Raw genomic sequence first — 22,816 nt, 5'->3', positions numbered from 1 at the left:
ACAAAAAACCTTCCCGTCAAAAAGGACGAAAAGGTTTCGCGGTACCACCTTACATTAGCACGAATCAGCCGTGCTCAGCTCAAATCCCGTAACGAGGGATACGTTTAGGTTTTCCTAACCGCTCTGAGGGCAGGTTCTGTAAACAAGAGGGCCGCAATGTCTTTCAGCCGGGGACATTGCTCTCTGCTGCCGTTGTTTATATACTAGTTCCTCGTCATCGCGTTCCGTTTTTTCTAGTTTGTTGTTCATTATGCTATGCAGCAGAGCGGGATGTCAATCTTTTTTTCTGATATGCGGCAATAATGACACAGGGATGAGAAAAGGCTAAAATATGAGTATTCAGGAATGAAAAGAACGAAGGAGCGTAAATATGGCAGCGAGAAAGATCATTCCGATACGTGTGCCGACTCCGTTTGCAGTCGGCGACGTTATCGTTTATTTAGTAAAAGATGACGCATTAACCCTTATTGATTGCGGCCCGAATACAAAGGAAGCGGCTGAATCACTCTCAATGCAGCTTAAAGAACACGGGGTCTCCGCAGCGGATATAGAACAAGTGGTGCTCACTCATCATCACGCGGATCACTCAGGTTTGCTGCACATTTTTTCTGATGACACGGAAGTTGTCGGGCATCCGCTGAATGACAGGTACATGACTCAGGATCAGTCGTATATCGCCCGGCAGGAGGATTTTTTTCTGTCCCTTATGACCGAAATGGGCGTTCCTCTGACACCTGAAGACATACATAAAACAGTTAAGCTGTCATACTTATTTTCAGCAAACCGTCCGCTAACGAAAACAGTGGGAGAAGGCGGGGAAATTGACGGGCTTGATGGCTGGACGGTGCTTGAGATTCCGGGTCATGCCGCTTCTCATATTGCGCTTTACCATGAAAAAAACGGTGAAATGTTCAGCGGTGATCTGCTTTTGTCCAACAGCTCCACCAATCCGATTCTGGAGGCTCCGGAAAAGGGGAGTGTGCGCTCATCCCCGATGCTCGACTATTTGAAATCAATGAAACGGCTGTATGACATCAACCCGGCTTTTTTATATCCGGGGCACGGCGATCTGCTGACAGACGTAAGGCCAGCTGCTGACAGGCGGCTTGAAAAACAGAGAAACCGGGCGGACTATGTGCTGCACCTGTTGTCAGAGGAAACGCTGACGGCTTTCCAAGTATGCCGGCGGCTGTTTCCGGCTGTGTATGAAAACGAATTGTTTTTAACAATGTCAGAAACGATCGGCCATCTTGACGTGCTGGCCGCTGAAGGGAAGGCCGTATCTTTTCAGTCGGGAAACACTTTGATGTTTAAAGCTGTAAAGGAGTGAATGAAATGGGCAGATTAACGGATAAACGGATTTGGATCACAGGAGCATCAGGCGGACTTGGAGAACGGCTTGCATATTCCTGCGTGGCAGAAGGGGCCCATGTTTTTTTATCCGCCAGGCGGGAAGACCGCTTGCAGGAAGTGAAAAATACGATTACTGCGCGGGGCGGACGGTGTGATGTCATTCCGTTTGACGTCCGGCATGCAGAAGAAGCTGAAAACGTAAGGCGTTTAATCGGTCATGTTGACGTATTAATTAACAACGCGGGGTTCGGTATTTTTGAAACTGCGGCGGATTCATCTTTAGATGATATGAAGTCAATGTTTGAAGTCAATGTATTCGGATTAATCGCCTGTACGAAAGCCTGTCTGCCGGTGATGCTTCATGCCAAAAGCGGCCATATTATCAATATCGCTTCACAGGCCGGCAAACTGGCGACGCCGAAATCAAGCCTTTATTCCGCTACGAAACATGCCGTTTTAGGGTATTCCAATGCCCTGCGGCTCGAGCTGGCCGGTACGGGTGTAGCTGTGACAACGGTTAATCCCGGACCGATCAAAACAGACTTCTTTACAATTGCAGATAAAGAGGGCAGTTATGTTAAAAGCGTCGGCAGATGGATGCTTGATGCCGACCGTGTGGCAGAGCGCATTACGTCCGTGATTTTGACGGATAAACGGGAAATTAATCTTCCGGGATGGATGAGCCTCGGGACGAAGCTGTATCAGCTTTTCCCTTCGTTTACAGAAAAACTGGCCGGCCGGGTATTAAAGAAAAAGTAACAAGGGGGAGAAGGCAAATGTCTGATCGGGATATACGCACGGCATTGATGGAAGAGCCTTTCGTCAGGCAAATGGCGGAGGCGCGTGAAGTCTTTTGGATCAACCCGCACAAAAACGATGATCACATAAAACATGCCGCTGAATGGAATGAGGAGATTGCTGAAGCGGAAGAAAGGCTGCGCCGGTTTGCGCCTTATATCGCATCAGCTTTCCCGGAGACGAAAGAGGCGGGAGGTCTCATTGAATCTCCGCTTGTCTTGATCAATGAAATGAAGAAACGTCTGGAACACAGCGCCGGCCGGGCTTTCCCTGGGCGTCTGCTTTTGAAATGCGACGATGAACTGCCGATTTCCGGTTCCATTAAAGCCCGCGGCGGGATTTACGAAGTGCTGAAGCATGCAGAAGACCTCGCGCAAAAAGCGGGAATGCTCTCAAAAGATGATGATTACAGCATATTGACTGAGAAGCGGTTTACTGATTTTTTCTCGAAATATTCTATAGCCGTCGGCTCTACAGGCAATTTAGGCCTTAGTATCGGCATAATCGGCGCGAAGCTCGGCTTTTGTGTGACCGTGCATATGTCCGGTGACGCAAAGCAGTGGAAAAAGGAGCTGCTCCGGGAAAAAGGGGTCCGCGTCATCGAATACGAAGCAGACTACAGTCTGGCTGTTAAAGAGGGGCGTATTCAGGCGCAGCAGGACCCTTATTGTTATTTTATTGATGATGAGCATTCACGGGATCTGTTTTTGGGCTATGCTGTTGCGGGGGGACGTGTGAAAAAGCAGCTCGATCAAATGAACATAAAGCCTGATGCTGATGAGCCGCTTTTCGTCTATCTGCCGTGCGGGGTCGGAGGAGGCCCGGGCGGCGTCGCGCTTGCGCTAAAGCTGGTCTATGGCGAACATGTCCATATTTTTTTCGGGGAGCCGACGCACTCACCGTGTATGCTGTTAGGGCTGTTTTCCGGTTTGCATGACGGAATCAGCGTGCAGGATATCGGTCTTGATAATCAAACGGCCGCCGACGGACTTGCGGTGGGAAGGCCGTCCGGACTGGCCGGCCCTCTTATGGAACCTATACTCAGCGGCTGTTATACCGCTGATGACAGCACGCTTTTTTCGCTGCTTTATCAATTAAGAGCGTCCGAGAATAAGAGCCTTGAGCCTTCTGCCCTCGCCGGTATGGCCGGAGCTGTCAAGTTCGTTCAGACCGAAGCGGGAAACCGTTATATAAAAGAGCGGGGGCTTGAGATGGAAAATGCCGTGCATCTTGTGTGGAGCACCGGCGGGAGCATGGTTCCGGACGAGGAAATGGAAGAGTACAGCCGCATCGGTTCCTCGTTTGCGAAAAAAATGGGCAGACAGTGAAGCGGTTTTCCGTTACAATCTTTGTAAGCGTTTGTTTTTTAACCGGAAAGCCATACAGAGAGATTGGTGTGAATTGTGAAAAGTAAAGAATTGAACTTACATACATTGTACACGCAGCACAGCCGCGAGTCGTGGTCCGGATTCGGCGGCCATCTTTCCATTGCCGTTTCAGAGGAAGAAGCCAAGGCCGTAGAGGGGCTGAACGACTACCTATCGGTTGAAGAAGTAGAAACGATTTACATTCCGCTTGTGCGCCTGCTCCACCTTCATGTCACGTCTGCCGCAAGACGGAATCAGCATGTCAACGTGTTTCTGAAGCATCCGCATTCAGCGAAAATCCCGTTTATTATCGGGATCGCGGGCAGCGTCGCCGTCGGCAAAAGCACGACGGCGAGAATTTTGCAAAAGCTTCTTTCCCGTCTGCCGGACAGGCCGAAGGTGAGTCTGGTGACAACCGACGGTTTCTTGTATCCGACGGCGGAATTAAAAAGGAAGAACCTTCTGTCCAGAAAGGGATTCCCGGAAAGTTATGACGTAAAAGCGCTGCTTGAGTTTCTGAATGATATAAAATCAGGGAAAGAGAGAGTGGAGGCGCCCCTATATTCCCATCTTACTTATGACAGGGAAGAGGGCGCCGTCGAAGTTGTCGAAGGTGCGGATATCGTCATTATCGAAGGAATCAATGTCCTGCAGTCGCCGACTTTAGAGGACGACAGGGAAGATCCGCGGATTTTTGTATCGGATTTCTTTGATTTTTCGATTTATGTGGATGCGGAAGAAAGCCGGATTTTCACGTGGTATTTGGAGCGCTTCCGCCTTTTAAGAGAAACCGCTTTTCAGGACCCGGCTTCTTATTTTCATAAATTTAAGGATTTGTCTGATGCAGAAGCGGATGCCATGGCCGCCTCCATTTGGGAGAGCGTCAACCGTCCGAATCTGTATGAAAATATTCTGCCGACAAAATTCAGATCAGATTTGATTTTGAGAAAAGGTGACGGCCATAAAGTTGAAGAGGTGCTGGTAAGACGGGTGTGACACAAATCCCGCGACCCCCTTATTTGCGGTTTTTTTCTTCGCGCAGCGCATCGAGTTTCTTTTCGATCCTGTCCAATTGCTGGCGGCGCTGCTTCATGCTTCTGAATACGTATATCACGGCAAACAGGAAAATCGCGGATGCAATAAATGAAACGAATTGAAAAATGACATCACCGATGTTCATCTTTTGACCTCCGTGTGGGGCGGGATTCTTCAGCCCGCCTTTTTTTTATTTTAACCGATGTGAAGGCATGAGGGGTGAATCGTTTCTCTCTAGCCTTGTTTTTTTCTGAGAATGAACAGTTTCTGCATATGGCTTATGATCACCTTTGCAACCGCATAGCCGGGAATGGCCAGCAGCATCCCGGCAATACCCGAGAATTTACCGGCGGCAAGCAGAAGAAAAATGATGGTCAGCGGGTGAATGTCAAGCTTCCGGCCCATAATTTGCGGGGAAATCAGCTGGCTTTCAAGCTGCTGGACAATGACGACGACTATAACCACCAGCACCGCTCGCGTCGGTGAATCGAACAATCCGACAATGACTCCCGGAAATGTGCCGATCCAAGGCCCGATAAACGGAATCAGGTTTGTCACCATGGCGAACGCACCCAGGACGAGCGGATAATCGAGCCCGATTATGAAATAGCCGGTCGTAACGAGAACACCGACACAAAAACTGACGAGCAGCTGTCCTTGTATGTATGAACTGAGAGCCTCATCCATGTCCTGAAGGATTTGTTTTCCTTCTTTCTGATGTTTTTCCGGAAGAAGCCGCAGCAGCCGCCGGGGCGCTTTATTTCCTTCCTTTAACATGTAATACAGCGCAAACGGAATGATGGCGGCGGTGATGGCGGCATTGGCAGCCGCACCGGCCAGGCTGCTGAGAGAATCAGCGATTGAACCTGAATAATTTGCGGCTTTGTCCGCTGCTTTTTTAAAGGAATCCTCATGCTGAATCCGGGAAAACCATTTGCTGTCCTGAAGGTGTCTGATCCAATTTTCAGCTTTTGCGGAAAGCTCAGGGATATGATCTGTGAAGGCTGCAAACTGTTTTTGAACGGCAGGGCCCGCCGTATAAAGGAAGAGGACAAAAAGGCCGGCTGTTACCGCATAAATCGCTAAAATCGCGATGCCTTCGGGCAGCTTTACTTTCTCATGCAGCACTCTGACGATCGGGCGGCACAAATAGTAAAGGACCCCCGATAATACAATGGGCGGAAACAAGGTTTTAGCCGTAATCACAACAGGCTGGAACAAAAAGTCTATTAATGTTCCGAGATAAATAATGAGGAATAACAAAAGAACGGCATATCCGATCTTGAAATAAGGCCCGACTGGCATCTCCTGCACCACGCAATCTTTAAGGGTTTACTCTCGACCGTTTCCCTTATCGCCCGGTGCATAAACGTCAGTGTCAGGAGAACTGGCCCTGGTTGGTGACGTAATCGTAGATAATATCTTCTACATGGGCATGGAGATCCTCATCGGGTTCTTCGTTCCTTCTTTCTTCTAAAGCTTTTTTTAAACGCTGTTTTTCATAGGGGCTCAGCGGATCTGTCGACACATTCCGTCCATACTGGCGGAGGGCCTGTCCCAGCATTTTTTCTATAAATTGATCCATCATATATTCTCCTATTCTTATCATTCATCTATTCTACTAAATATCATATGATCCTCCCACTCTTCTATCATATTTTCTGTCAGGACGGGATGGGCTTTTTATTCCAATTCAGCTGAGAGAATAAGATGAAACGGCAGCGATAATGCATCTTCATCGTTTATGATTTTTAAACGCTTTTCGTCGTGCATCACTTGTTTTACCCATCCCCAAAACCGGCGGGGGCCGTGTGCTGAAGCGTAGGTGACCGAAATGGCCCTGTCTTCTTCAATCGACGCCGTAATGGTGCGGTTCATGTCGTTCATTTGCTCTTCGCTCAGTTCCGGAGGCCGGAATTCCCGTTCTTTTCGTTTTTTTGCAAGCAGCTGCTCCCGATGTTCGGGCAGCATCATCCGGCTTGACTCCCACATGACATTATACCCGGGGGTTAATTTGTTCGGATTCATGTATATCACCTCAATTATTTGTAGTGCCCGCCGATTTTTTCGGCCCGGTGAAAGGCTTGGCCGGCCTCTGTCAGCGAAGCGGCATGGAGCAGCGACGCGGGGCCGTACCGCTCATGAATATCATCCAATACTTTGCCGAGGCTGATCTTTTTTTCCAGGGAATCAAACAGGCTCAGCTGAACATAATCACAGGGCTCCAGCTGGGAAAGGGCGACGCCGGCGCTGCGGACGGGCTCACCGTTCCAATGCTCTTTGAAGAGCTTGACCGCCGCTTTAAAAATATCCATTCCGAAATTGGTCGGAGAGACGAGCTTTCTCTGTCTGTGAAAACCTGAAGGAGAATCAAAATCTGCGCCTCTGATGCTGACCGAAACCGTATGGCCGATGTACTGTTTGAAACGGGCGCGGCGGGCCACTTCTTCGCTTAACTCCAGCAAAACGACTTTGATATCCTCAAAGCGGCAGTAGTCCCTGGGGAGCGTCATGTTATGGCCGATCGCTTTTTGCCGGCTGTGCGTGTTTACGGTGACTGGAGAGGGATCGATGCCGCGGGCCGTCCGCTGAAGCAATTCGCCGTTAATGCCCCACCGTTTTTTCAGCAGTTCGGCAGGATGCCCGGCAAGCCCGCCGATTGTGCTGATGCCCATCCGTCTTAAATGATGCTCCATCCGTTTTCCGATGCCGAATAGTTTTCCGACCGGCAGAGGCCACAGATCCTGCCTGATATTTGACATATCCAGCCTGTGGATGCCGGATGCGTTTTTTTTGGCAAAATGGTCGCAAGCCATTTTCGCGAGCGCTTTATTCGGCCCGATGCCGACACGGGCATAAATACCGAATTCACGCATAATCGCTTGTTGAATGCTTTCGGCGATTGTAAAAGGATCACCGAACAGCCGCCTGCTTCCGGTCACGTCGAGAAACTGCTCATCGATGGAGTAGGGTTCTACAAGGTCGGTATACCGCTCAAACAGTTCGGTAATCATGACGGATACATCAATATACCGCTGCATCCGCGGACGGACGATAACGGCGTCGGGGCATTTGGCCTGCGCTTCCCACAGCCGTTCGGCGTTTTTTACGCCGTATCGTTTGGCGAGCGGACAAGCCGCAAGCACGACCCCGCTACGTCTTTCGGGATCTCCCGAAACGATGACGGGCCGGTTTTTAAGATGAGGCGCTTCCGCTTTTTCTACAGACGCATAAAACGATTGCATATCAACAAGAAGAATATCAGCCATAAAAAAAACCTCCGGGAACGTTTGTTCTGTTTTTCATTGTACCCGAACAATGACCGCGTTTATACTGGTAAATCATTCCCCGATTGGGAGACGGCTGATTCGTTCGCATAAAAAGAAATCATTTACAATTGCAAATAACCCACATATAATTTTTTATATTCCAATGAGAAGAGCTGACATTCATTTTGCCGGACGAAAAGGAGAGTCAATCGAAAATGGATATTCGAACAATCACCTCTGAAGACTATGAAATGGTTACGTCTGTTTTGAATGAATGGTGGGGCGGCAGGCAAATGAAAGAAAAACTGCCGCGCTTGTTTTTTGAACATTTTCAGGACACAAGCTTTATTACATACGGGCCGGAGGGAATGACCGGTTTTTTAATTGGGTTTCAGTCACAGTCAGACCCTGAGACGGCCTACATTCATTTTTCCGGTGTGCACCCGGATTTCAGAAAAATGCAAATTGGAAAACAGCTCTACGACCGATTTATGGAGACGGTGAAAAAAAGGGGCTGCACAAAAGTCAATTGCGTGACGGCGCCTGTTAATAAAGTGTCAATTGCTTATCATACAAAGTTAGGCTTTGAACCTGAAAAAGGAACCAAAACCGTAAACGGAATCCCTGTTTTTGCGAATTATGACGGCCCGGGCCAAGACCGGATTCTGTTTGTGAAATACATATAGAGGAGGCCGAATATGGGTTTTTTAGCTGACACGCCCAAACCGCCTTATTATGCGGTCATTTTTTCATCAATAAAGGGAGAATCTGAGCATACTGACAGCGGGGCTTTTAGGCGAAGAAAGCGTTCATGGATGCGATGAAACCGCGGAAAGACCATACCGGCCACCGGACGGCAAAACAAAAAGGAAAAAGTGCGTACGCGATCCGCATAACGAAAACGGAGTCATAGCGGTTTGCACCAAAAGGAGTGGAAGATTGATTACATTTTTACAGCATACACAAGAACAGACGGCGCGGGAAATTGCAGCGGTTCAGCGCTGCTCTTATCAAAAAGAAGCCGAGTTGATCGGCTTTTTCGGCATTCCCGCTCTGCATGAGACACCGCGTGACATACAGCGGTCACGGGAGACGTTTGCCGGTTTCAAGGCAAAAGATCAGCTCATAGGCGTCATTTCGTATGAAAAAAAGGGATATGAACTTGTCATATGCCGGCTGACGGTGCACCCGTCCGGCTTTCGGAAAGGAATCGGACGGGCGCTTCTTCAATTTGTGATAGACGAGAACCGGGACGCTCAAAAAATAGAGGTGGCTACCGCTAAACAAAACGTTCCGGCAGTCTCTCTCTATTTAAAAACCGGGTTCACGGAAGCCGGACAGATTGAGACGCCGGAAGGGCTGACCCTCTCGTTTTTTCATTTTTATCCGAAGAGGAAAGCGGAAGTCATTCCGTACAAGGCGGAATGGAAAGAGATGTTTGAGAGAGAGAAGGCGGTTTTGATCCGAATCTTCGGACCCGCACTCCATTCTGTCAGCCATATCGGAAGCACCTCCATCCCGGGGATGGCCGCAAAACCGGTCATTGATATACTGGCGGAGGTCAAAGATATTTTGGATGCTGACCGATACCGTCCGCAGCTGGAAGCACTCGGCTATGAGGCAAAAGGGGAGAACGGGATAAAGGGAAGGCGTTTTTTTCAAAAAGGCGGCAACAAGCGCACACACCACGTCCACATATACGAAACAGGACATGCGGACGTAAAGCGTCATCTGCTGTTCCGGGATTACCTCACCGCAAGACCTGAAAAAGCGGCTCAATACATGGAGCTGAAACAGCAGCTCGCCGAGACATACCCGTACGATATGGGAAAGTATATTGAAGGGAAAAATGACTGGATCAAGGCGGCTGAACAAGAGGCGAAGGACTGGGAGAGCGGTCTGCTGTAAAAAAGCAGAAACAATGCATACAGCGGCGCGGTATGCTACAATTGGCGAAAATGAAAAACGGAGGATCATCTATGCAAATACATGTGACGGATGCGGCGAAACATACATTCCAGCAGGCGATGGACGCCAACCCGCAGAAAAAAGCGCAGCTCCGCTATGACGCAGAAGGCTGCGGATGCGCTGTCAGCGGCGTGCCGACCATCTGGCTGACGGACGAATTAACGGGGCAATGCGAACGCATTGAAACCAACGGACTTCCGCTTTACATCCAGACCTCTCAAAAAGTGTTTTTTGACGAGGAAATGACAATCGATTACAATGAAAAGGCGAAAACGCTCGTCTTAAAAAGCCCGGCAGAGATGCTGAGCCCGAGAATGAGCATATTAGTAAAGCAGGGAGAAACGGAAAGTGAATCAAAAGCTGAAAGCCATTAAACAGACGGCACAGCATAAGACGTGGGTATCCTTCCTGAACAACAACCACCCGTACAGTCTGCTGCACTGGTCCATTGGAGGCGCTGAATCCGTTCAGAAGGATGTCTGGTTGCTTCAGGATGAGATGACCTTCAAAGCGCAGGAATTTACGACAATCGACCTCGCCATTGACTGGATCGGAGAAAATATGGACGGGATTACCGACGTTTTATGACGGGAAAGCGAAAGAACGAGCATACGTTCTTTCGCTTTTTTACGTTTGCGTCATGGTATCTAAAAAGGTTTGAACGGCTTTACGGTAGCTTTCCGGATTTTTGGTGTACGACATGGCATGCCCGCCCGATTCGGCAAGATACAGCATCTTCGGGCCGCGTTTTCTGCGGTGCAGCAATTCGGAAGAAGAAGGAGGTATATAATCATCCTCCTTACTGTGAATAAACAGCACGGGCTGCCGGATGCGGCTGATCACCGACAAAGGCGATACATCACGGATACGGTATCCCTCTCTCATCCGCAAAAAGAAATCAGCCAAAGGCAGAATCGGCCACGGAGGCAGCCGGAATTCCCGCTTCAGTCTGTAGGCGAGCTGATCGTGAAAGCTTGCGAAAGGGCAGTCCGCAATATAAAAATCAGCGCCGTCGCCGTTCTGATGCCCGCCCGCATATAATAAGGCCGTCACCGCCCCCATCGATTCGCCGTGGATGCCGATTTGACCGCCGTCTCCGGTTTTGTTTCTCACCCAATTCACGGCTTCTTCCAAATCATCTTTTTCAAAATAGCCGTAGCTCGTCGTTCTGCCGCCGCTTTTACCGTGCCGGCGGTGGTCATACATAAGCACATTCCAGCCTAAATCTAAAAACAAATCCATGTATTTCAATGAGTTGAACGAATTCATGGTAACGCCGTGACAAATAATCATGGTGTTTGCCGTATCATACGGGGCAATGTAAAAGCCTTTGATCTCATACCCGTGGCGTGACAAGATGACGGCCTCTTCTTTTTCCATGGTCTGAAAGGAATCAAATAGATCATGTCCGTCCGCCGTTTCTCTTTCATGATATCTTCATCCGTTTTTTTCTTAATAAACATAATCAGATTCGTAAGAGCAAATCCGGCAGCTAAAAAGACTGCACAAGCCGAACCGAACACCGCCAGCCATTTTTTCACGCAGGAACCCTCCTTTAAATGACAGAAATATAGAAAATCCTTTCCCGGGTTTTCAGGCAGCTGAACAAAAGAAGGACAGTTGCCGGCCTCCGGCGCTCCGTGGTACACTTGCTTCAGCATATTCAGATACGGGGGCGTAATGATGAAAAAGCAGCTGCCTAAAGAAAAACACAGCTTAAAAGACGATCTGGAGGAAGATCTGAAGGCCAAGCTTTTGCAAATGAAAAGTGAGCTGAAGGAAGAAGACGAGAAAAAACAGGCACAGAAAAAGGCCGAACAAATCAGAAAGCGAAAAGAAATAGAAAAAAATAAAAGCTTTGAAGAGCTGCTGAATGAAAGCAGTCTCGATTGGCACAAATATAAATAAAACCGGCATCTGAAAAGGTGCCGGTTTTATTGTTTAAGAACGATGGGCTTCGTATACGTCCCGTTTTGTATGACATTGCAGGGCTTTGATTTCCTGGCTGCTTAAACGCCGGGCCTCTGCTGCCGAGCAGTTTTCTCTCAGCTGCTCAAGTGAGCTGGCTCCCGTTATGACAGAAGCGACGGCCGGCTGTGAAAGCAAGTATTGAAGAGAAAGCTCCGTCATGCTCAGATCAGGGGCGGCAGCGTTAATCGCTTTCTTGGTTTCTGCCAGTTCTTCAAAAGAATATGTTAAATAGCCGTTCTCTTTTATGCTTGCGGCCGCTTGATCAAGCGGTTTTTTCGTAAGAAGCCCTTTAGCGACCGGTCCTCTGGCGACTATGCTGATTCCGTTCTCCTCTAAAAGAGGCAGCCACTCCTCGGGACGCCGGTCCAGCAGGCTGTACTGCATCATAATGCTGGTGATATTTGATTTTTTCACATATTCTTTAATGACATTCGGACGAATCGAGGAAATGCCGTAATACCGGATGACACCTTCCTGTTTTAAGTCCTCGAATGCTTCGATCGTTTCGTCGATGTTATCCTCCATCGTGCCGCCATGCAGCTGATAAAGGTCGATATAGTCCGTTTTCAGCCGGCGCAGGCTGTTTTTGACCGCTTCTTTTATGTATCCTTTGGAAGCGTCCCAATGCCAGCCGTCTTTCTCATCATTCCAGCGGTTCCCGGCTTTCGTGGCTAAAATGATATCGTGCCTGCGGTTTTTGACGGCCTCTCCGACAATTTCCTCATTTCTGCCGAAATCATAAAGATCGGCAGTGTCTAAATAATTGATTCCAAGCTCAATCGCTTCATCCAAAATAGACAGCGCTTTAGCTTTATCCGTGCCCAGCGACATGCAGCCGAGCCCAATTTCGCTTATTTCTAAATCAGAACGTCCTAGCGTGCGTTTTCTCATTGTTTCGCTCCTTTTTATGGTCTTTTATTGACCGTAATATAAAGGCGCGAAGTTTTCAACTGTTAAGGCCCGGTGATCCAATCTCCGACATAGCGGAATGTCCGCCCGTACTCTTTCAGTTTAGCCCGCACTTCCCAAGCCTTTCCGACCAATACGATGCTGTTATCCTTCCGGTATACCTTCAATCGAAAAGCACCTCCCTCGTATGCATGTATGATAAAATATATGAGGCATAATAGAGAGACAGAACGGGAGATGAAATGATGGAACATTTAGAAGAAAAAACACTAGCGAAAAAAAAGCTGTATGACGGGAAAGTCATAGACCTTTACTTAGAAGATGTAGAGCTTCCGAACGGAAAAACAAGCAAGCGGGAAATCGTCAAGCATCCGGGGGCGGTGGCCGTGCTTGCGGTGACCGAAGAAGGAAAAATCATTTTGGTGAACCAGTTCAGAAAGCCGCTGGAACGGACTATCGTTGAAATCCCGGCCGGCAAGCTTGAAAAGGGGGAAGAGCCCGAGCATACCGCTTTAAGAGAGCTGGAGGAAGAAACGGGATATACGGCGGAAACCTTGACGAAAATTACCGCTTTTTATACATCACCCGGATTTGCTGATGAAATCGTGCACCTCTTTCTTGCTGAAGGGCTTTCGCCGCTAGAAGAAAAGCGCGAGCTGGATGAGGACGAATTTGTCGAAGTGATGCAGGTCACGCTTGATGAGGCCGTGAAACTGACCGAAGAGCGCCGGGTGTATGACGCTAAAACGGCGTACGCGATTCAGTATCTCCAGCTGAAAGAAGCGCTGAAGGAAAAATGATGAAAACCATTTATGCGGATCTGCATATTCATATCGGGCGCACCCATACGGGAAAACCGGTCAAAATCACTGGAGCCAAAACATTGACGCTGCACCGGATATTAGAAGAAGCAAGCGAGGGGAAGGGAATTGAACTTTTAGGCATCATCGACTGCCATTCCCCGGAAGTCATTGAAGAAATCGAGCGCGGAATTGAAGAAGGCAGATACCGTGAACTGAAAGAAGGCGGCATCCGGTATCGGAATACCACGCTTCTGTTGGGAAGTGAGCTTGAAATCTATGATCATACATGCCTCGGGCCGATTCACGTTCTCGTCTTTATGCCGGCTCTTGCCGAAATGAAGATGTTTTCCGAGTGGCTCGCAAAAAGGCTTACAAACATCCATCTCAGTTCACAGCGCATTTATGAAACAGGTTTGAATCTCCAAAAGAAAACAAAGGAATTGGGCGGGCTGTTTATTCCCGCCCATATGTTCACCCCGCATAAAAGCCTGTACGGAAAAGGGGTCAGATCTTCTTTAAGAGAAGTATTCGACCCGGCGCTCATTGATGCGGCGGAACTCGGATTAAGCTGCGACACCGATATGGCTTCGCGGTTAACAGAACTTGACCCGTATACATTTTTAACAAATTCTGATGCGCATTCCTTAGGGAAAATCGGCAGAGAATATAATGAAATGCTTCTTAAGGAAGCGAATTTCACGGAATTTTCGCTGGCTTTAAAAGGGAAGGACGGAAGAAAAATCACGGCGAATTACGGACTGAATCCGAAGCTAGGGAAGTATTACCGGACGGCTTGCGACCGCTGCGGCAGCCCGGTTGAAAAAGGAGCTTCCGCATGTCCGGAGTGCGGGGGAAAAACAATGACAAAAGGGGTCAGTGAACGGCTCGAGGAACTGAGCGGATCGGAAAAAAGCCGCGTGCCGCGGCCTCCGTATATTCATCAAATCCCGCTGCAGTTCATTCCCGGAGTCGGGCCGAAAACATTAGAAAAACTGAAGCGGGCTTTCGGGACGGAGATGGCGATTCTTCATCGGGCAAAAGAAGAGGACTTGGCGCGTGTCGTACAGCCTAAAATAGCGGCCGTCATTCATAAAGCGCGCACCGGACAGCTCGCCCTTGAGGCCGGGGGCGGGGGAACGTACGGCCGGATAAAGCCGTAAAGCAATTTTTCAGCGGAGCTCCTCCTGTACCTTCTTTTTCGTTCGGACAAACGCAATTAATTCGATGATTTCATCCTGATTAAGCGGCTGCCCGTCAACGGTCAGTGTGCCGCGGCCTTGTGCGGCTTTTGTTAATTCGATGGTCTGGGTAAACGGCTCCGCCTTTTTTTCAGTGCGCCCCAGTAAATCGTCGCACGTCGTGTCAAACAGATCGGCAAGCGTTCCCAGCGCCTCGAATGACGGACGCCGGTAGCCTGATTCATACCCGGCGTACGTGCTCTTGGCGATGCCGAGCCGGTCAGCCGTATATTGAAGAGACCAATTTTTCTTTTTTCTCAGTTCAGTTAAACGATCTAAATTCATATTAAAAACCGCTCCTTTTCACTTGAGCAAATTATATCATATCGATATGTAAAAGTGTACGCGAATTGAATAATAATCACTTGATTAATTTCATTTGTCTGTCTATAATTTGATTAAAAGTATGCGAAAAGCGAATGCTTAAAACATCTTGAGAAATGATGAAGAGGTGCAGGGTATGAAAAAATTATTGCTGTTAACAACCGGAGGAACAATCGCCTCAGTCGAAGGAGAAAACGGGCTTGCACCCGGAGTGAAAGCAGATGAATTGTTAACCTACGTATCAAAACTTGATAACGATTACACGATGGAAACCCATTCGTTAATGAACATCGACAGCACAAATATGCAGCCTGAATATTGGGTCCAAATAGCTGATGCTGTCAAAGAAAAATATGACGCTTACGACGGGTTCGTCATTACACACGGTACAGACACAATGGCTTATACATCAGCGGCATTGTCTTATATGCTTCAGCATGCTGATAAACCGATCGTCATTACGGGTTCGCAAATCCCGATTACATTTCAAAAAACCGATGCCAAAAAAAATATCACGGACGCGATCCGCTTCGCATGTGAAGGTGTGGGCGGCGTATATGTCGTATTTGACGGCAGAGTCATTCAAGGCACCCGCGCCATTAAATTAAGAACGAAAAGCTATGATGCATTTGAGAGCATTAACTATCCGTATATCGCGTTTATTACCGAAAACGGAATTGAATACAATAAACACGTGCACTTGCCGGAAGACGATGCCTTTACGGTGAATACTTCACTTTGCACGGACGTGTGTCTCCTCAAGCTCCATCCGGGACTTAAACCGGAAATGTTTGACGCGTTAAAAGGCATGTACAAAGGAATCGTCATTGAAAGCTACGGCAGCGGCGGCGTACCGTTTGAAGGTAGAGACATTCTCGCCAAAGTCAATGAAATGATTGAAAGCGGCATTGTCGTTGTCATTACGACCCAATGCCTTGAAGAAGGAGAGGACATGAGCGTCTATGAAGTCGGACGAAGAGTCAATCAAGATCTCATTATCCGCTCCAGAAATATGAACACAGAAGCCATCGTGCCGAAATTAATGTGGGCACTCGGCCAGTCTCACAATTTGGCTGAAGTTAAAAGTATTATGGAGACACCGATCGCAGACGACGTAGTACTGTAAAAATATGACCAAGACAAAGAGAAAGTAGGGTTTTAGCATGACAAACGCGCAAAAAGAATATCGTCAGGAAAAAGATTTCCTTGGAGAAAAACAAATTGAAGCTGATGTGTATTACGGGATCCAAACGCTGCGCGCAAAAGAAAACTTTCCGATTACCGGCTACCGCATCCATGAAGAAATGATTAATGCGCTCGCCATCGTCAAAAAAGCGGCGGCGCTAGCCAATATGGATGTAAAACGGCTGTATGAAGGAATCGGAAACGCGATTGTCCAGGCCGCAGACGAAATTCTTGAAGGAAAATGGCATGACCAATTCATCGTCGATCCGATCCAAGGCGGAGCCGGAACGTCCATGAACATGAATGCCAACGAAGTAATCGGCAACAGAGCGCTTGAAATCATGGGCCATAAAAAAGGTGAATACATTCACCTCAGCCCGAACACACACGTCAATATGTCACAATCGACGAACGACGTGTTCCCGACAGCGATTCATATTTCTACCTTAAAACTTCTTGATAAGCTTCTTGATACGATGGCGCATATGCTGAGTGTCTTTAAAGATAAAGCGAAACAATTTGATTCCGTCATTAAAATGGGACGCACACACCTTCAGGACGCTGTGCCGATCCGTCTCGGACAGGAATTTGAAGCATACAGCCGCGTGCTTGAGCGTGATATAAAACGAATTAAACAATCCCGCCAGCATCTCTATGAAGTAAACATGGGAGCAACGGCCGTAGGTACGGGACTTAACGCTGATCCGCGCTACATAGAACAGGTTGTGAAGCACCTTGCTGACATCAGCGGACTGCCGCTTGTCGGCGCAGGCCATTTGGTTGATGCCACACAAAACACCGATGCGTATACGGAAGTTTCAGCTGCGTTGAAAGTATGCATGATGAACATGTCTAAAATCGCCAACGATCTGCGCTTAATGGCTTCAGGCCCGCGCGCGGGACTTGCGGAAATTTCCCTGCCCGCCCGTCAGCCGGGATCATCCATTATGCCGGGGAAAGTCAACCCTGTAATGGCAGAGCTTATCAACCAAATCGCCTTCCAGGTTATCGGGAATGACAATACGATCTGCCTCGCTTCAGAAGCGGGCCAGCTGGAGCTTAACGTAATGGAGCCGGTACTCGTATTTAACCTGCTGCAATCCATCAGCATTATGAACAACGGTTTCCGCTCATTTACCGATCATTGTCTGGCGGGAATTGAAGCCAACGAAAAACGCCTGAAGCAATACGTGGAAAAAAGCGTCGGCGTCATTACAGCGGTCAATCCGCACCTTGGGTATGAGGCGGCTGCGCGAATTGCCCGTGAAGCAATCATGACGGGGCAATCTGTAAGGGATCTCTGCCTTCAAAATGATGTATTGACAGAAGAAGAATTGGATATCATTTTGAATCCATATGAAATGACAAAACCGGGGATCGCTGGAAAAGATCTTTTGGAAAAATAAATTTTTAAGCAACAACAGCCGCCTTTTCACGTTTTTTGGTGAATAGGCGGTTGCCATACAAAGGGATGAGGCAGTATAGTATAATTTGTTATATTATTTGATGAAAGCGTTTTAGCTTTTTTCTTCTAGGGGGATTTTCTTGTGAAAGAGGTCAGATTGCCAAATTTATTGGAAATTATCATCTTATTATTCGGGTTTTTAGCGCTTGTTTTATCATTTACGGTGTTTTTAGACCTGCCGATCCAGCTTGCTCTGTTTATATCCTGGTTTATTGCTATTATTCTCGGAGTCAGGCTGGGCTATTCATATAAAGACTTGCAGTCCTCTATTGTCACCGGGATATCGAACGGTCTTGAAGCGGTTTTGATTCTTGTTTCGGTCGGTGCGCTTATCGGAACATGGATTGCCGGCGGGGTTGTGCCGACTTTAATTTATTATGGTTTAGAGTTTATTAATCCTCATGTTTTCCTGCTTGCTACACTGGTTATTTGTTCCATTATGTCTGTTGCGACCGGAACGTCTTGGGGAACGGTGGGAACGGCGGGAATCGCAATGATGGCCATCGGAGAGGGAATGGGCATACCGCTTCCGATCGTAGCGGGAGCCGTTTTGTCCGGCGCTTACTTCGGGGACAAGCTTTCACCGCTGTCTGACAGTACGGTGCTTGCCTCCACGCTTTCTAAGGTGGATGTGCTGTCACACGTCAGAGCGATGATGTATCTGTCAATTCCGTCCTATATTATTACGGCCATTCTTTTTACCGTAACGGGATTTATATACGGCGGAAAAAATATTGATCTTGATAAAGTTGAATTCTTAAAATCTTCATTGCAGAAAACGTTTGATATTCATATATGGATGCTCATTCCGGCTGTTATCGTCGTTGTCCTTCTGATTTTGAAAAAGCCGTCTATGCCCGTCATCGTCATCGGAGCTTTGCTTGGCGCAATCTGGGCCTCTGTGTTTCAAGGAATGAATTTTGCCAGTGCCATCGCGACTGCTTATAATGGTTTTTCCATTAAAACGGACGTCGAATTTCTGAATGGCCTGTTAAACCGCGGGGGTATCACCGGTATGCTGGATACGTTGGTCGTTATCCTGTTCGGTCTCGGTTTTGGAGGAATTCTTGAAAAGCTCGGCGTATTAAAAGTGATTGTCTCAACTTTTGAGAAAAAACTGACCACACCGGGAAATGTAACGCTTTCGACGTTGATCGTCGCTCTTTTAGGAAACATTTTCGGCTGTGCGATGTATGTGTCATTGATTCTGACGCCAAAAATCATGGAGAACAGTTATGATAAACTGAAACTTGACAGAAGAATTTTATCCCGGAACGCAGAGGTGGGCGGTACGCTTACTTCAGGGATGGTGCCGTGGTCTGACAACGGAATTTATATGGCCGGCATTCTCGGAGTATCCACATTTTCTTATCTGCCGTTCATGTGGCTCAGTTTCGTGTCTATCGGACTGGCAATATTGTACGGATACACTGGAAAATTCATTTGGTATACGAAAGAAAAATCCATGCAATCTCAAAAATTGGGTTAGGAGGTTCATTTCATGATTACAAAGCATATGATTCGGACTTTAATGATTGAAACGCCGACTGTTCCCGGAAATCTCGGAAAAGTGGCAACCGCCATCGGAGTGATGGGCGGAGATATCGGGGAAGTTGAAACCGTAAAAGTCGGCCCGAACTACACGATGCGCAACATTACGGTGCAGGCCGAAAATGAGGAGCAGCTGCAGGAAATCATTCAAGCCATTGAAGCTCTCGGTGAAGGCATCCGGCTTCACACAGTCTCAGATGAAGTGCTCTCTGCCCATGAAGGCGGGAAAATTCAGATGAAGAGCAAAATGCCGATCCGAACATTGGCTGAGCTTGGCCGTGTTTATACACCGGGCGTCGCTGATGTGTGCAGACTGATCGAAAAGGAGCCTGAAAAAGCGTCCATCTATACGACAATCAGCAATTCTGTCGCCATTGTCACCGACGGTACTGCGATTCTCGGTCTCGGCAATATCGGCTCTGTCGCCGGAATGCCCGTAATGGAAGGGAAAGCAGCGCTTTTTGACCAGCTGGCAGGCATCAGCGGAATTCCGATTTTGCTCGATACTTCCGATCCGGAAGAAATCATTCGCACGGTAAAACATATTTCTCCGGGGTTCAGCGGAATTCTGCTTGAAGATATCGGTTCGCCTCACTGCTTTGACATTGAGGACCGCCTGAAGGAAGAATTGGACATTCCGGTTATGCACGATGACCAGCACGGCACGGCAGTCGTCACTCTCGCTGCCGCCATTTCCGCTTGTAAAAGCGCCGGCCTTGATTTAAAAGAAGCGAAGGTCGGACAGATCGGTCTCGGCGCGGCAGGCGTCGCCATCTGCCGCATGTTTATGGCATACGGGGTCAAAGCGGTCTGCGGAACGGACAAGTCGGAAGACGCAATGAACCGCCTCGCTCAATACGGAGGTCAGCCGCTCGGAAGCATCAAGGATTTAATGGACACGTGTGACATCGTGATCAGCACTACCGGAGTTCCGGGTCTAATTAAAAAAGAAGATGTCAGAAAGGGACAAGTTATTCTGGCCTTATCTAACCCGAAACCGGAAATTGAACCGGAAGAGGCATTACAAGCCGGAGCCGCCTATGCAGCCGACGGCCGTTCAGTCAATAATGTTCTCGGCTTCCCGGGTATTTTCCGCGGCGCGCTGAACGCTAAAAGCAAGAAAATTGACCATGAAATGCTTGTGGCGGCCGCAGAAGCCATCGCCTCTTGCACGAAACACGGTGATCTCGTGCCTCAGCCTTTGGACGCGGACGTGCATCGGGCCGTATCAGCAGCCGTAGAACGGGCCGCGGCGGGAAAATAAATAATGCTTGCAGCACCGGATATGTGTCCGGTGCTGTTTTTTTATATGAATAGGAAGCGGAATTCTTTGGCAGGCTAACAGAAAGCAAAAGACGGAGTAAAGAGGTGTCAATGTGGATTATTTTCCGCTGATCCATACAAATATTTGGGATGCTGTGATCGGCGTGCCGATCGTCTTATGCGTCACACAGCTGATCAAAGTGTTCTGCCGGGTTCCTGGCATATTCGTTCCTACGATTGCCCTTGTTGTCGGAAATGTTGTGTCTATCGTTTTCGGTCACCACGAACACGTGTATGCGGGGATTTTTATGGGATTCTTTTACGGATACGCCGCGATCGGGAGCTTTTCATCTGCCAAAACGTCTCTGCGCGCTTACCGGACGAAACATAAGCCGTATTCATGAACGCACTTGGATTTTTTTGTTATGATAGAGAAAAGGAAAAGGAGCGATCGGCACATGGCGAAGAGCAAAGCGAAAAAAATGCGGGAGCATCTCAGAAGAAACGGAATGCGTGACGCAGTCTTGTCAAGGGGGGAGGCGCCGTCCTTCAGCACGCATGAAAGAGTGACAAAAACGAAAAAAGACAGGCTGGAAAGAATAAAACATAAAAAAAGGAACCCCTGTGATCACCGGAGTGATGACGGGGGTTCTTTTTTTATGCCGGAATCTCGCGCCTTTCTATGATTCTCTGTCATGTTTTCTCTTTTCTTTCATACAATCTACTAAATCAAGTCAATAGATTAGCGGGAGGAAAGCGGTATGAGAAAACAATCGTACAAAGAACTGTTTTTTCGCCATGTAAAGGATCATCTGTCACTTTATATATTTGTGTTCGTTTTGTTTTTAATGGGCGTCATTTTCGGCGCAATCATTGTCAACAGCATGACCATCACGCAGAAAGAAGATTTGTATTACTATTTAAGCAAGTTTTTCGGACAGCTGTCTGACGGAAAACATGCGGGCTCTTCAGAAATGTTTTGGCAGGCCGTCTTTCATGATGTAAAATATTTGGGTCTGATGTGGATCCTCGGCATTTCCGTTATCGGTCTTCCGGTTATTTTCATTATGGTGTTTTTGAAAGGAATCGTCGTCGGCTTCACGGTCGGATTTTTAGTGAATCAAATGGGGATGAACGGATTTTTCCTGTCATTCATTTCGGTGCTGCCGCAAAACATCGTTCTCATTCCGGCATACCTTATCATGGGGACATGCTCCATCGCTTTTTCGCTGAAACTGATCCGGCAGCTGTTTGTCAAACGCAGCCTTCATGACGCGCCGATCCAATGGTTCGGACGCTACGCCTTCGTGCTGATTCTTATCGTGTTCTTCTCAGTCATCGCTTCGCTGCTGGAAGCCTACGTGTCTCCGGTGTTTATGGAAAAGCTGTCATCGCGCATATTTTAGAATGATTATCACAAAATAATACTTTTATTTATCAGTTTATAATAATTATAGTTGGAACTCTCCGCGTATTTTGTTATAATGAGTCATGGAATGCGGCGTAGGAGGGAAAGACATGGAAAACCGTATTGATCGAATTAAAAAGCAGCTGCACTCGTCAAGCTACAAGCTTACGCCACAGCGTGAAGCAACGGTAAGAGTGCTGCTTGAAAACGAAGAAGACCATTTAAGCGCAGAAGATGTATACCTCCTCGTAAAAGAGAAATCTCCTGAAATTGGTCTCGCTACAGTATACCGTACATTAGAATTATTAACAGAATTAAAAGTCGTTGATAAAATTAACTTCGGGGACGGCGTATCCCGCTACGACCTTCGCAAAGAAGGCGCAGCCCATTTTCATCATCACTTGGTGTGTATGGAGTGCGGAGCCGTCGATGAAATTGAAGAAGATCTGCTTGAAGACGTTGAAGAAGTGATTGAACGTGATTGGAAATTTAAAATTAAAGATCATAGATTGACTTTTCACGGAATCTGCCACCGCTGCCGCGAGGATGAAACAGAATAAAAGCCTATGAACCTTTTCTGTCAGGAAAGGGTTTTTTGCTGTTTTTATGTATAAAAGCCTTTGAAATTGGCATAAGGTGTACTAACAGCCGCCAAAGAAAGGATCGATCGAAAGATGGGCAGATTCATAAAAACAGCCGCGGATACGATCAAAGTGTTTATTCTGTTCACAGGTTTTACCGCACTGTTCTATTATGCTATGATATGGGTGAATTCAGAGTATGAAAACTATCATCGGTACGATAAACCGGAAGGCTCCGCCGTCAAAGTGGCCAAAACGGAACATGAGGAGAAAGACGGCTGGTTCGGCCGATTGATCTTTTTTTACCAAAACGGGGAGTAGATCAAGA

The 22,816-nt window shown here is 47.8% G+C and carries 28 protein-coding genes and 2 pseudogenes; 21 read left to right on the top strand and 9 right to left on the bottom strand.

Features of this window, described 5'->3' with window-relative positions; all coding sequences use genetic code 11:
• Positions 1-370 precede the first annotated feature (370 nt).
• The 4 genes from BAMF_RS32010 (at position 371) to coaA (ending at position 4,514) form a co-directional block, all read left to right on the top strand.
• The gene (locus BAMF_RS32010) at positions 371-1,330 is read left to right on the top strand and encodes an MBL fold metallo-hydrolase (protein WP_013352777.1); all 960 of its coding nucleotides are present in this window, start codon (positions 371-373) and stop codon (positions 1,328-1,330) included.
• A 5-nt stretch (positions 1,331-1,335) separates the two neighbouring features.
• On the top strand, positions 1,336-2,112 hold the full coding sequence (locus tag BAMF_RS32005; protein WP_013352776.1) for an SDR family NAD(P)-dependent oxidoreductase: 777 nt from the start codon (positions 1,336-1,338) through the stop codon (positions 2,110-2,112).
• Positions 2,113-2,129: 17 nt separating this feature from the next.
• Positions 2,130-3,479: a D-serine ammonia-lyase gene (gene dsdA, locus BAMF_RS32000; protein WP_013352775.1), complete on the top strand. Its 1,350-nt coding sequence runs from the start codon at positions 2,130-2,132 to the stop codon at positions 3,477-3,479.
• 75 nt (positions 3,480-3,554) lie between these two features.
• Complete coding sequence (coaA, locus tag BAMF_RS31995) at positions 3,555-4,514, top strand: type I pantothenate kinase (protein ID WP_013352774.1); 960 nt, start codon at positions 3,555-3,557, stop codon at positions 4,512-4,514.
• Positions 4,515-4,533: 19 nt separating this feature from the next.
• Here coaA and BAMF_RS40835 read toward each other — a convergent pair whose 3' ends face one another.
• The 5 genes from BAMF_RS40835 to BAMF_RS31975 form a co-directional block, all read right to left on the bottom strand.
• On the bottom strand, positions 4,534-4,698 hold the full coding sequence (locus BAMF_RS40835) for a DUF4083 family protein (protein ID WP_013352773.1): 165 nt from the start codon (positions 4,696-4,698) through the stop codon (positions 4,534-4,536).
• 89 nt (positions 4,699-4,787) lie between these two features.
• Positions 4,788-5,858 (bottom strand): AI-2E family transporter, encoded by a 1,071-nt coding sequence (locus BAMF_RS31990; RefSeq protein WP_013352772.1) that lies wholly within the window; start codon positions 5,856-5,858, stop codon positions 4,788-4,790.
• A gap of 73 nt (positions 5,859-5,931) precedes the next feature.
• Positions 5,932-6,138: a YqzH family protein gene (locus BAMF_RS31985; RefSeq protein WP_014470629.1), complete on the bottom strand. Its 207-nt coding sequence runs from the start codon at positions 6,136-6,138 to the stop codon at positions 5,932-5,934.
• 98 nt (positions 6,139-6,236) lie between these two features.
• Entirely contained in the window at positions 6,237-6,581 is a 345-nt protein-coding gene (locus tag BAMF_RS31980; RefSeq protein WP_013352770.1) for a YolD-like family protein, read from the bottom strand.
• 14 nt (positions 6,582-6,595) lie between these two features.
• On the bottom strand, positions 6,596-7,822 hold the full coding sequence (locus BAMF_RS31975; RefSeq protein WP_013352769.1) for a DNA polymerase IV: 1,227 nt from the start codon (positions 7,820-7,822) through the stop codon (positions 6,596-6,598).
• Between the two features lie 215 nt (positions 7,823-8,037).
• Here BAMF_RS31975 and BAMF_RS31970 point away from each other — a divergent pair, with 215 nt between their 5' ends.
• The 5 genes and pseudogenes from BAMF_RS31970 (at position 8,038) to BAMF_RS31955 (ending at position 10,378) form a co-directional block, all read left to right on the top strand.
• The gene (locus BAMF_RS31970; RefSeq protein WP_013352768.1) at positions 8,038-8,508 is read left to right on the top strand and encodes a GNAT family N-acetyltransferase; all 471 of its coding nucleotides are present in this window, start codon (positions 8,038-8,040) and stop codon (positions 8,506-8,508) included.
• Between the two features lie 12 nt (positions 8,509-8,520).
• A pseudogene (locus BAMF_RS42130) lies at positions 8,521-8,735 on the top strand (hypothetical protein).
• 26 nt (positions 8,736-8,761) lie between these two features.
• Positions 8,762-9,730, top strand: coding sequence for a GNAT family N-acetyltransferase (locus tag BAMF_RS31965; RefSeq protein WP_013352766.1), 969 nt, complete (start codon positions 8,762-8,764; stop codon positions 9,728-9,730).
• Positions 9,731-9,801: 71 nt separating this feature from the next.
• On the top strand, positions 9,802-10,164 hold the full coding sequence (locus tag BAMF_RS31960) for an iron-sulfur cluster biosynthesis family protein (protein ID WP_013352765.1): 363 nt from the start codon (positions 9,802-9,804) through the stop codon (positions 10,162-10,164).
• The gene (locus BAMF_RS31955) at positions 10,139-10,378 is read left to right on the top strand and encodes a DUF2552 family protein (RefSeq protein WP_003153307.1); all 240 of its coding nucleotides are present in this window, start codon (positions 10,139-10,141) and stop codon (positions 10,376-10,378) included. The genes BAMF_RS31960 and BAMF_RS31955 overlap by 26 nt, the downstream gene beginning before the upstream one ends.
• 39 nt (positions 10,379-10,417) lie before the next feature.
• Here the strand turns inward: BAMF_RS31955 and BAMF_RS31950 are convergent.
• Positions 10,418-11,331: pseudogene (locus tag BAMF_RS31950) on the bottom strand (alpha/beta hydrolase).
• 142 nt (positions 11,332-11,473) lie between these two features.
• Here BAMF_RS31950 and BAMF_RS31945 point away from each other — a divergent pair.
• Entirely contained in the window at positions 11,474-11,698 is a 225-nt protein-coding gene (locus tag BAMF_RS31945) for a YqkE family protein (protein WP_014470623.1), read from the top strand.
• A 33-nt stretch (positions 11,699-11,731) separates the two neighbouring features.
• Here the strand turns inward: BAMF_RS31945 and BAMF_RS31940 are convergent, their stop codons facing one another.
• Together BAMF_RS31940 and mciZ are read right to left on the bottom strand one after the other, a co-directional pair.
• Entirely contained in the window at positions 11,732-12,652 is a 921-nt protein-coding gene (locus BAMF_RS31940; RefSeq protein WP_013352762.1) for an aldo/keto reductase, read from the bottom strand.
• Positions 12,653-12,714: 62 nt separating this feature from the next.
• Positions 12,715-12,837 carry a Z-ring formation inhibitor MciZ gene (gene mciZ / locus BAMF_RS31935; protein ID WP_013352761.1) on the bottom strand — a complete coding sequence of 41 codons (123 nt, stop codon included), beginning with the start codon at positions 12,835-12,837 and terminating at the stop codon, positions 12,715-12,717.
• Between the two features lie 78 nt (positions 12,838-12,915).
• Between mciZ and BAMF_RS31930 the strand changes: the two genes are divergently transcribed.
• Together BAMF_RS31930 and BAMF_RS31925 are read left to right on the top strand one after the other, a co-directional pair.
• On the top strand, positions 12,916-13,470 hold the full coding sequence (locus BAMF_RS31930; RefSeq protein WP_014470622.1) for an NUDIX hydrolase: 555 nt from the start codon (positions 12,916-12,918) through the stop codon (positions 13,468-13,470).
• Positions 13,470-14,633: a TIGR00375 family protein gene (locus BAMF_RS31925; protein WP_013352759.1), complete on the top strand. Its 1,164-nt coding sequence runs from the start codon at positions 13,470-13,472 to the stop codon at positions 14,631-14,633. The genes BAMF_RS31930 and BAMF_RS31925 overlap by 1 nt, the downstream gene beginning before the upstream one ends.
• Positions 14,634-14,642: 9 nt before the next feature.
• Here the strand turns inward: BAMF_RS31925 and BAMF_RS31920 are convergent, their stop codons facing one another.
• Entirely contained in the window at positions 14,643-14,996 is a 354-nt protein-coding gene (locus BAMF_RS31920; protein ID WP_013352758.1) for a helix-turn-helix domain-containing protein, read from the bottom strand.
• 175 nt (positions 14,997-15,171) lie between these two features.
• Here BAMF_RS31920 and BAMF_RS31915 point away from each other — a divergent pair, with 175 nt between their 5' ends.
• The 9 genes from BAMF_RS31915 (at position 15,172) to BAMF_RS31875 (ending at position 22,809) form a co-directional block, all read left to right on the top strand.
• Positions 15,172-16,161: a type I asparaginase gene (locus BAMF_RS31915; RefSeq protein WP_013352757.1), complete on the top strand. Its 990-nt coding sequence runs from the start codon at positions 15,172-15,174 to the stop codon at positions 16,159-16,161.
• Positions 16,162-16,198: 37 nt separating this feature from the next.
• Complete coding sequence (aspA, locus tag BAMF_RS31910) at positions 16,199-17,626, top strand: aspartate ammonia-lyase (protein WP_003153322.1); 1,428 nt, start codon at positions 16,199-16,201, stop codon at positions 17,624-17,626.
• A 141-nt stretch (positions 17,627-17,767) separates the two neighbouring features.
• A complete protein-coding gene (gene nhaC / locus BAMF_RS31905) occupies positions 17,768-19,174 on the top strand; it encodes a Na+/H+ antiporter NhaC (RefSeq protein ID WP_013352756.1) in 1,407 nt (468 codons plus the stop codon).
• Between the two features lie 12 nt (positions 19,175-19,186).
• A complete protein-coding gene (locus tag BAMF_RS31900) occupies positions 19,187-20,500 on the top strand; it encodes an NAD-dependent malic enzyme (RefSeq protein ID WP_013352755.1) in 1,314 nt (437 codons plus the stop codon).
• Between the two features lie 112 nt (positions 20,501-20,612).
• The gene (locus BAMF_RS31895; RefSeq protein WP_013352754.1) at positions 20,613-20,903 is read left to right on the top strand and encodes a hypothetical protein; all 291 of its coding nucleotides are present in this window, start codon (positions 20,613-20,615) and stop codon (positions 20,901-20,903) included.
• 54 nt (positions 20,904-20,957) lie between these two features.
• Positions 20,958-21,185: a hypothetical protein gene (locus BAMF_RS31890; RefSeq protein ID WP_014470621.1), complete on the top strand. Its 228-nt coding sequence runs from the start codon at positions 20,958-20,960 to the stop codon at positions 21,183-21,185.
• 75 nt (positions 21,186-21,260) lie between these two features.
• Entirely contained in the window at positions 21,261-21,905 is a 645-nt protein-coding gene (gene spoIIM / locus BAMF_RS31885) for a stage II sporulation protein M (protein ID WP_013352752.1), read from the top strand.
• 112 nt (positions 21,906-22,017) lie between these two features.
• Complete coding sequence (gene fur, locus BAMF_RS31880; RefSeq protein WP_013352751.1) at positions 22,018-22,467, top strand: ferric iron uptake transcriptional regulator; 450 nt, start codon at positions 22,018-22,020, stop codon at positions 22,465-22,467.
• Between the two features lie 114 nt (positions 22,468-22,581).
• Positions 22,582-22,809 carry a YqzK family protein gene (locus BAMF_RS31875; RefSeq protein ID WP_013352750.1) on the top strand — a complete coding sequence of 76 codons (228 nt, stop codon included), beginning with the start codon at positions 22,582-22,584 and terminating at the stop codon, positions 22,807-22,809.
• The last annotated feature ends 7 nt before the right edge of the window (positions 22,810-22,816 follow it).

The organism is Bacillus amyloliquefaciens DSM 7 = ATCC 23350 (genome assembly GCF_000196735.1).
In the GTDB taxonomy this organism is placed as follows: Bacteria; Bacillota; Bacilli; order Bacillales; family Bacillaceae; genus Bacillus; species Bacillus amyloliquefaciens.
This window is presented reverse-complemented; position numbering and strand designations above follow the sequence as displayed.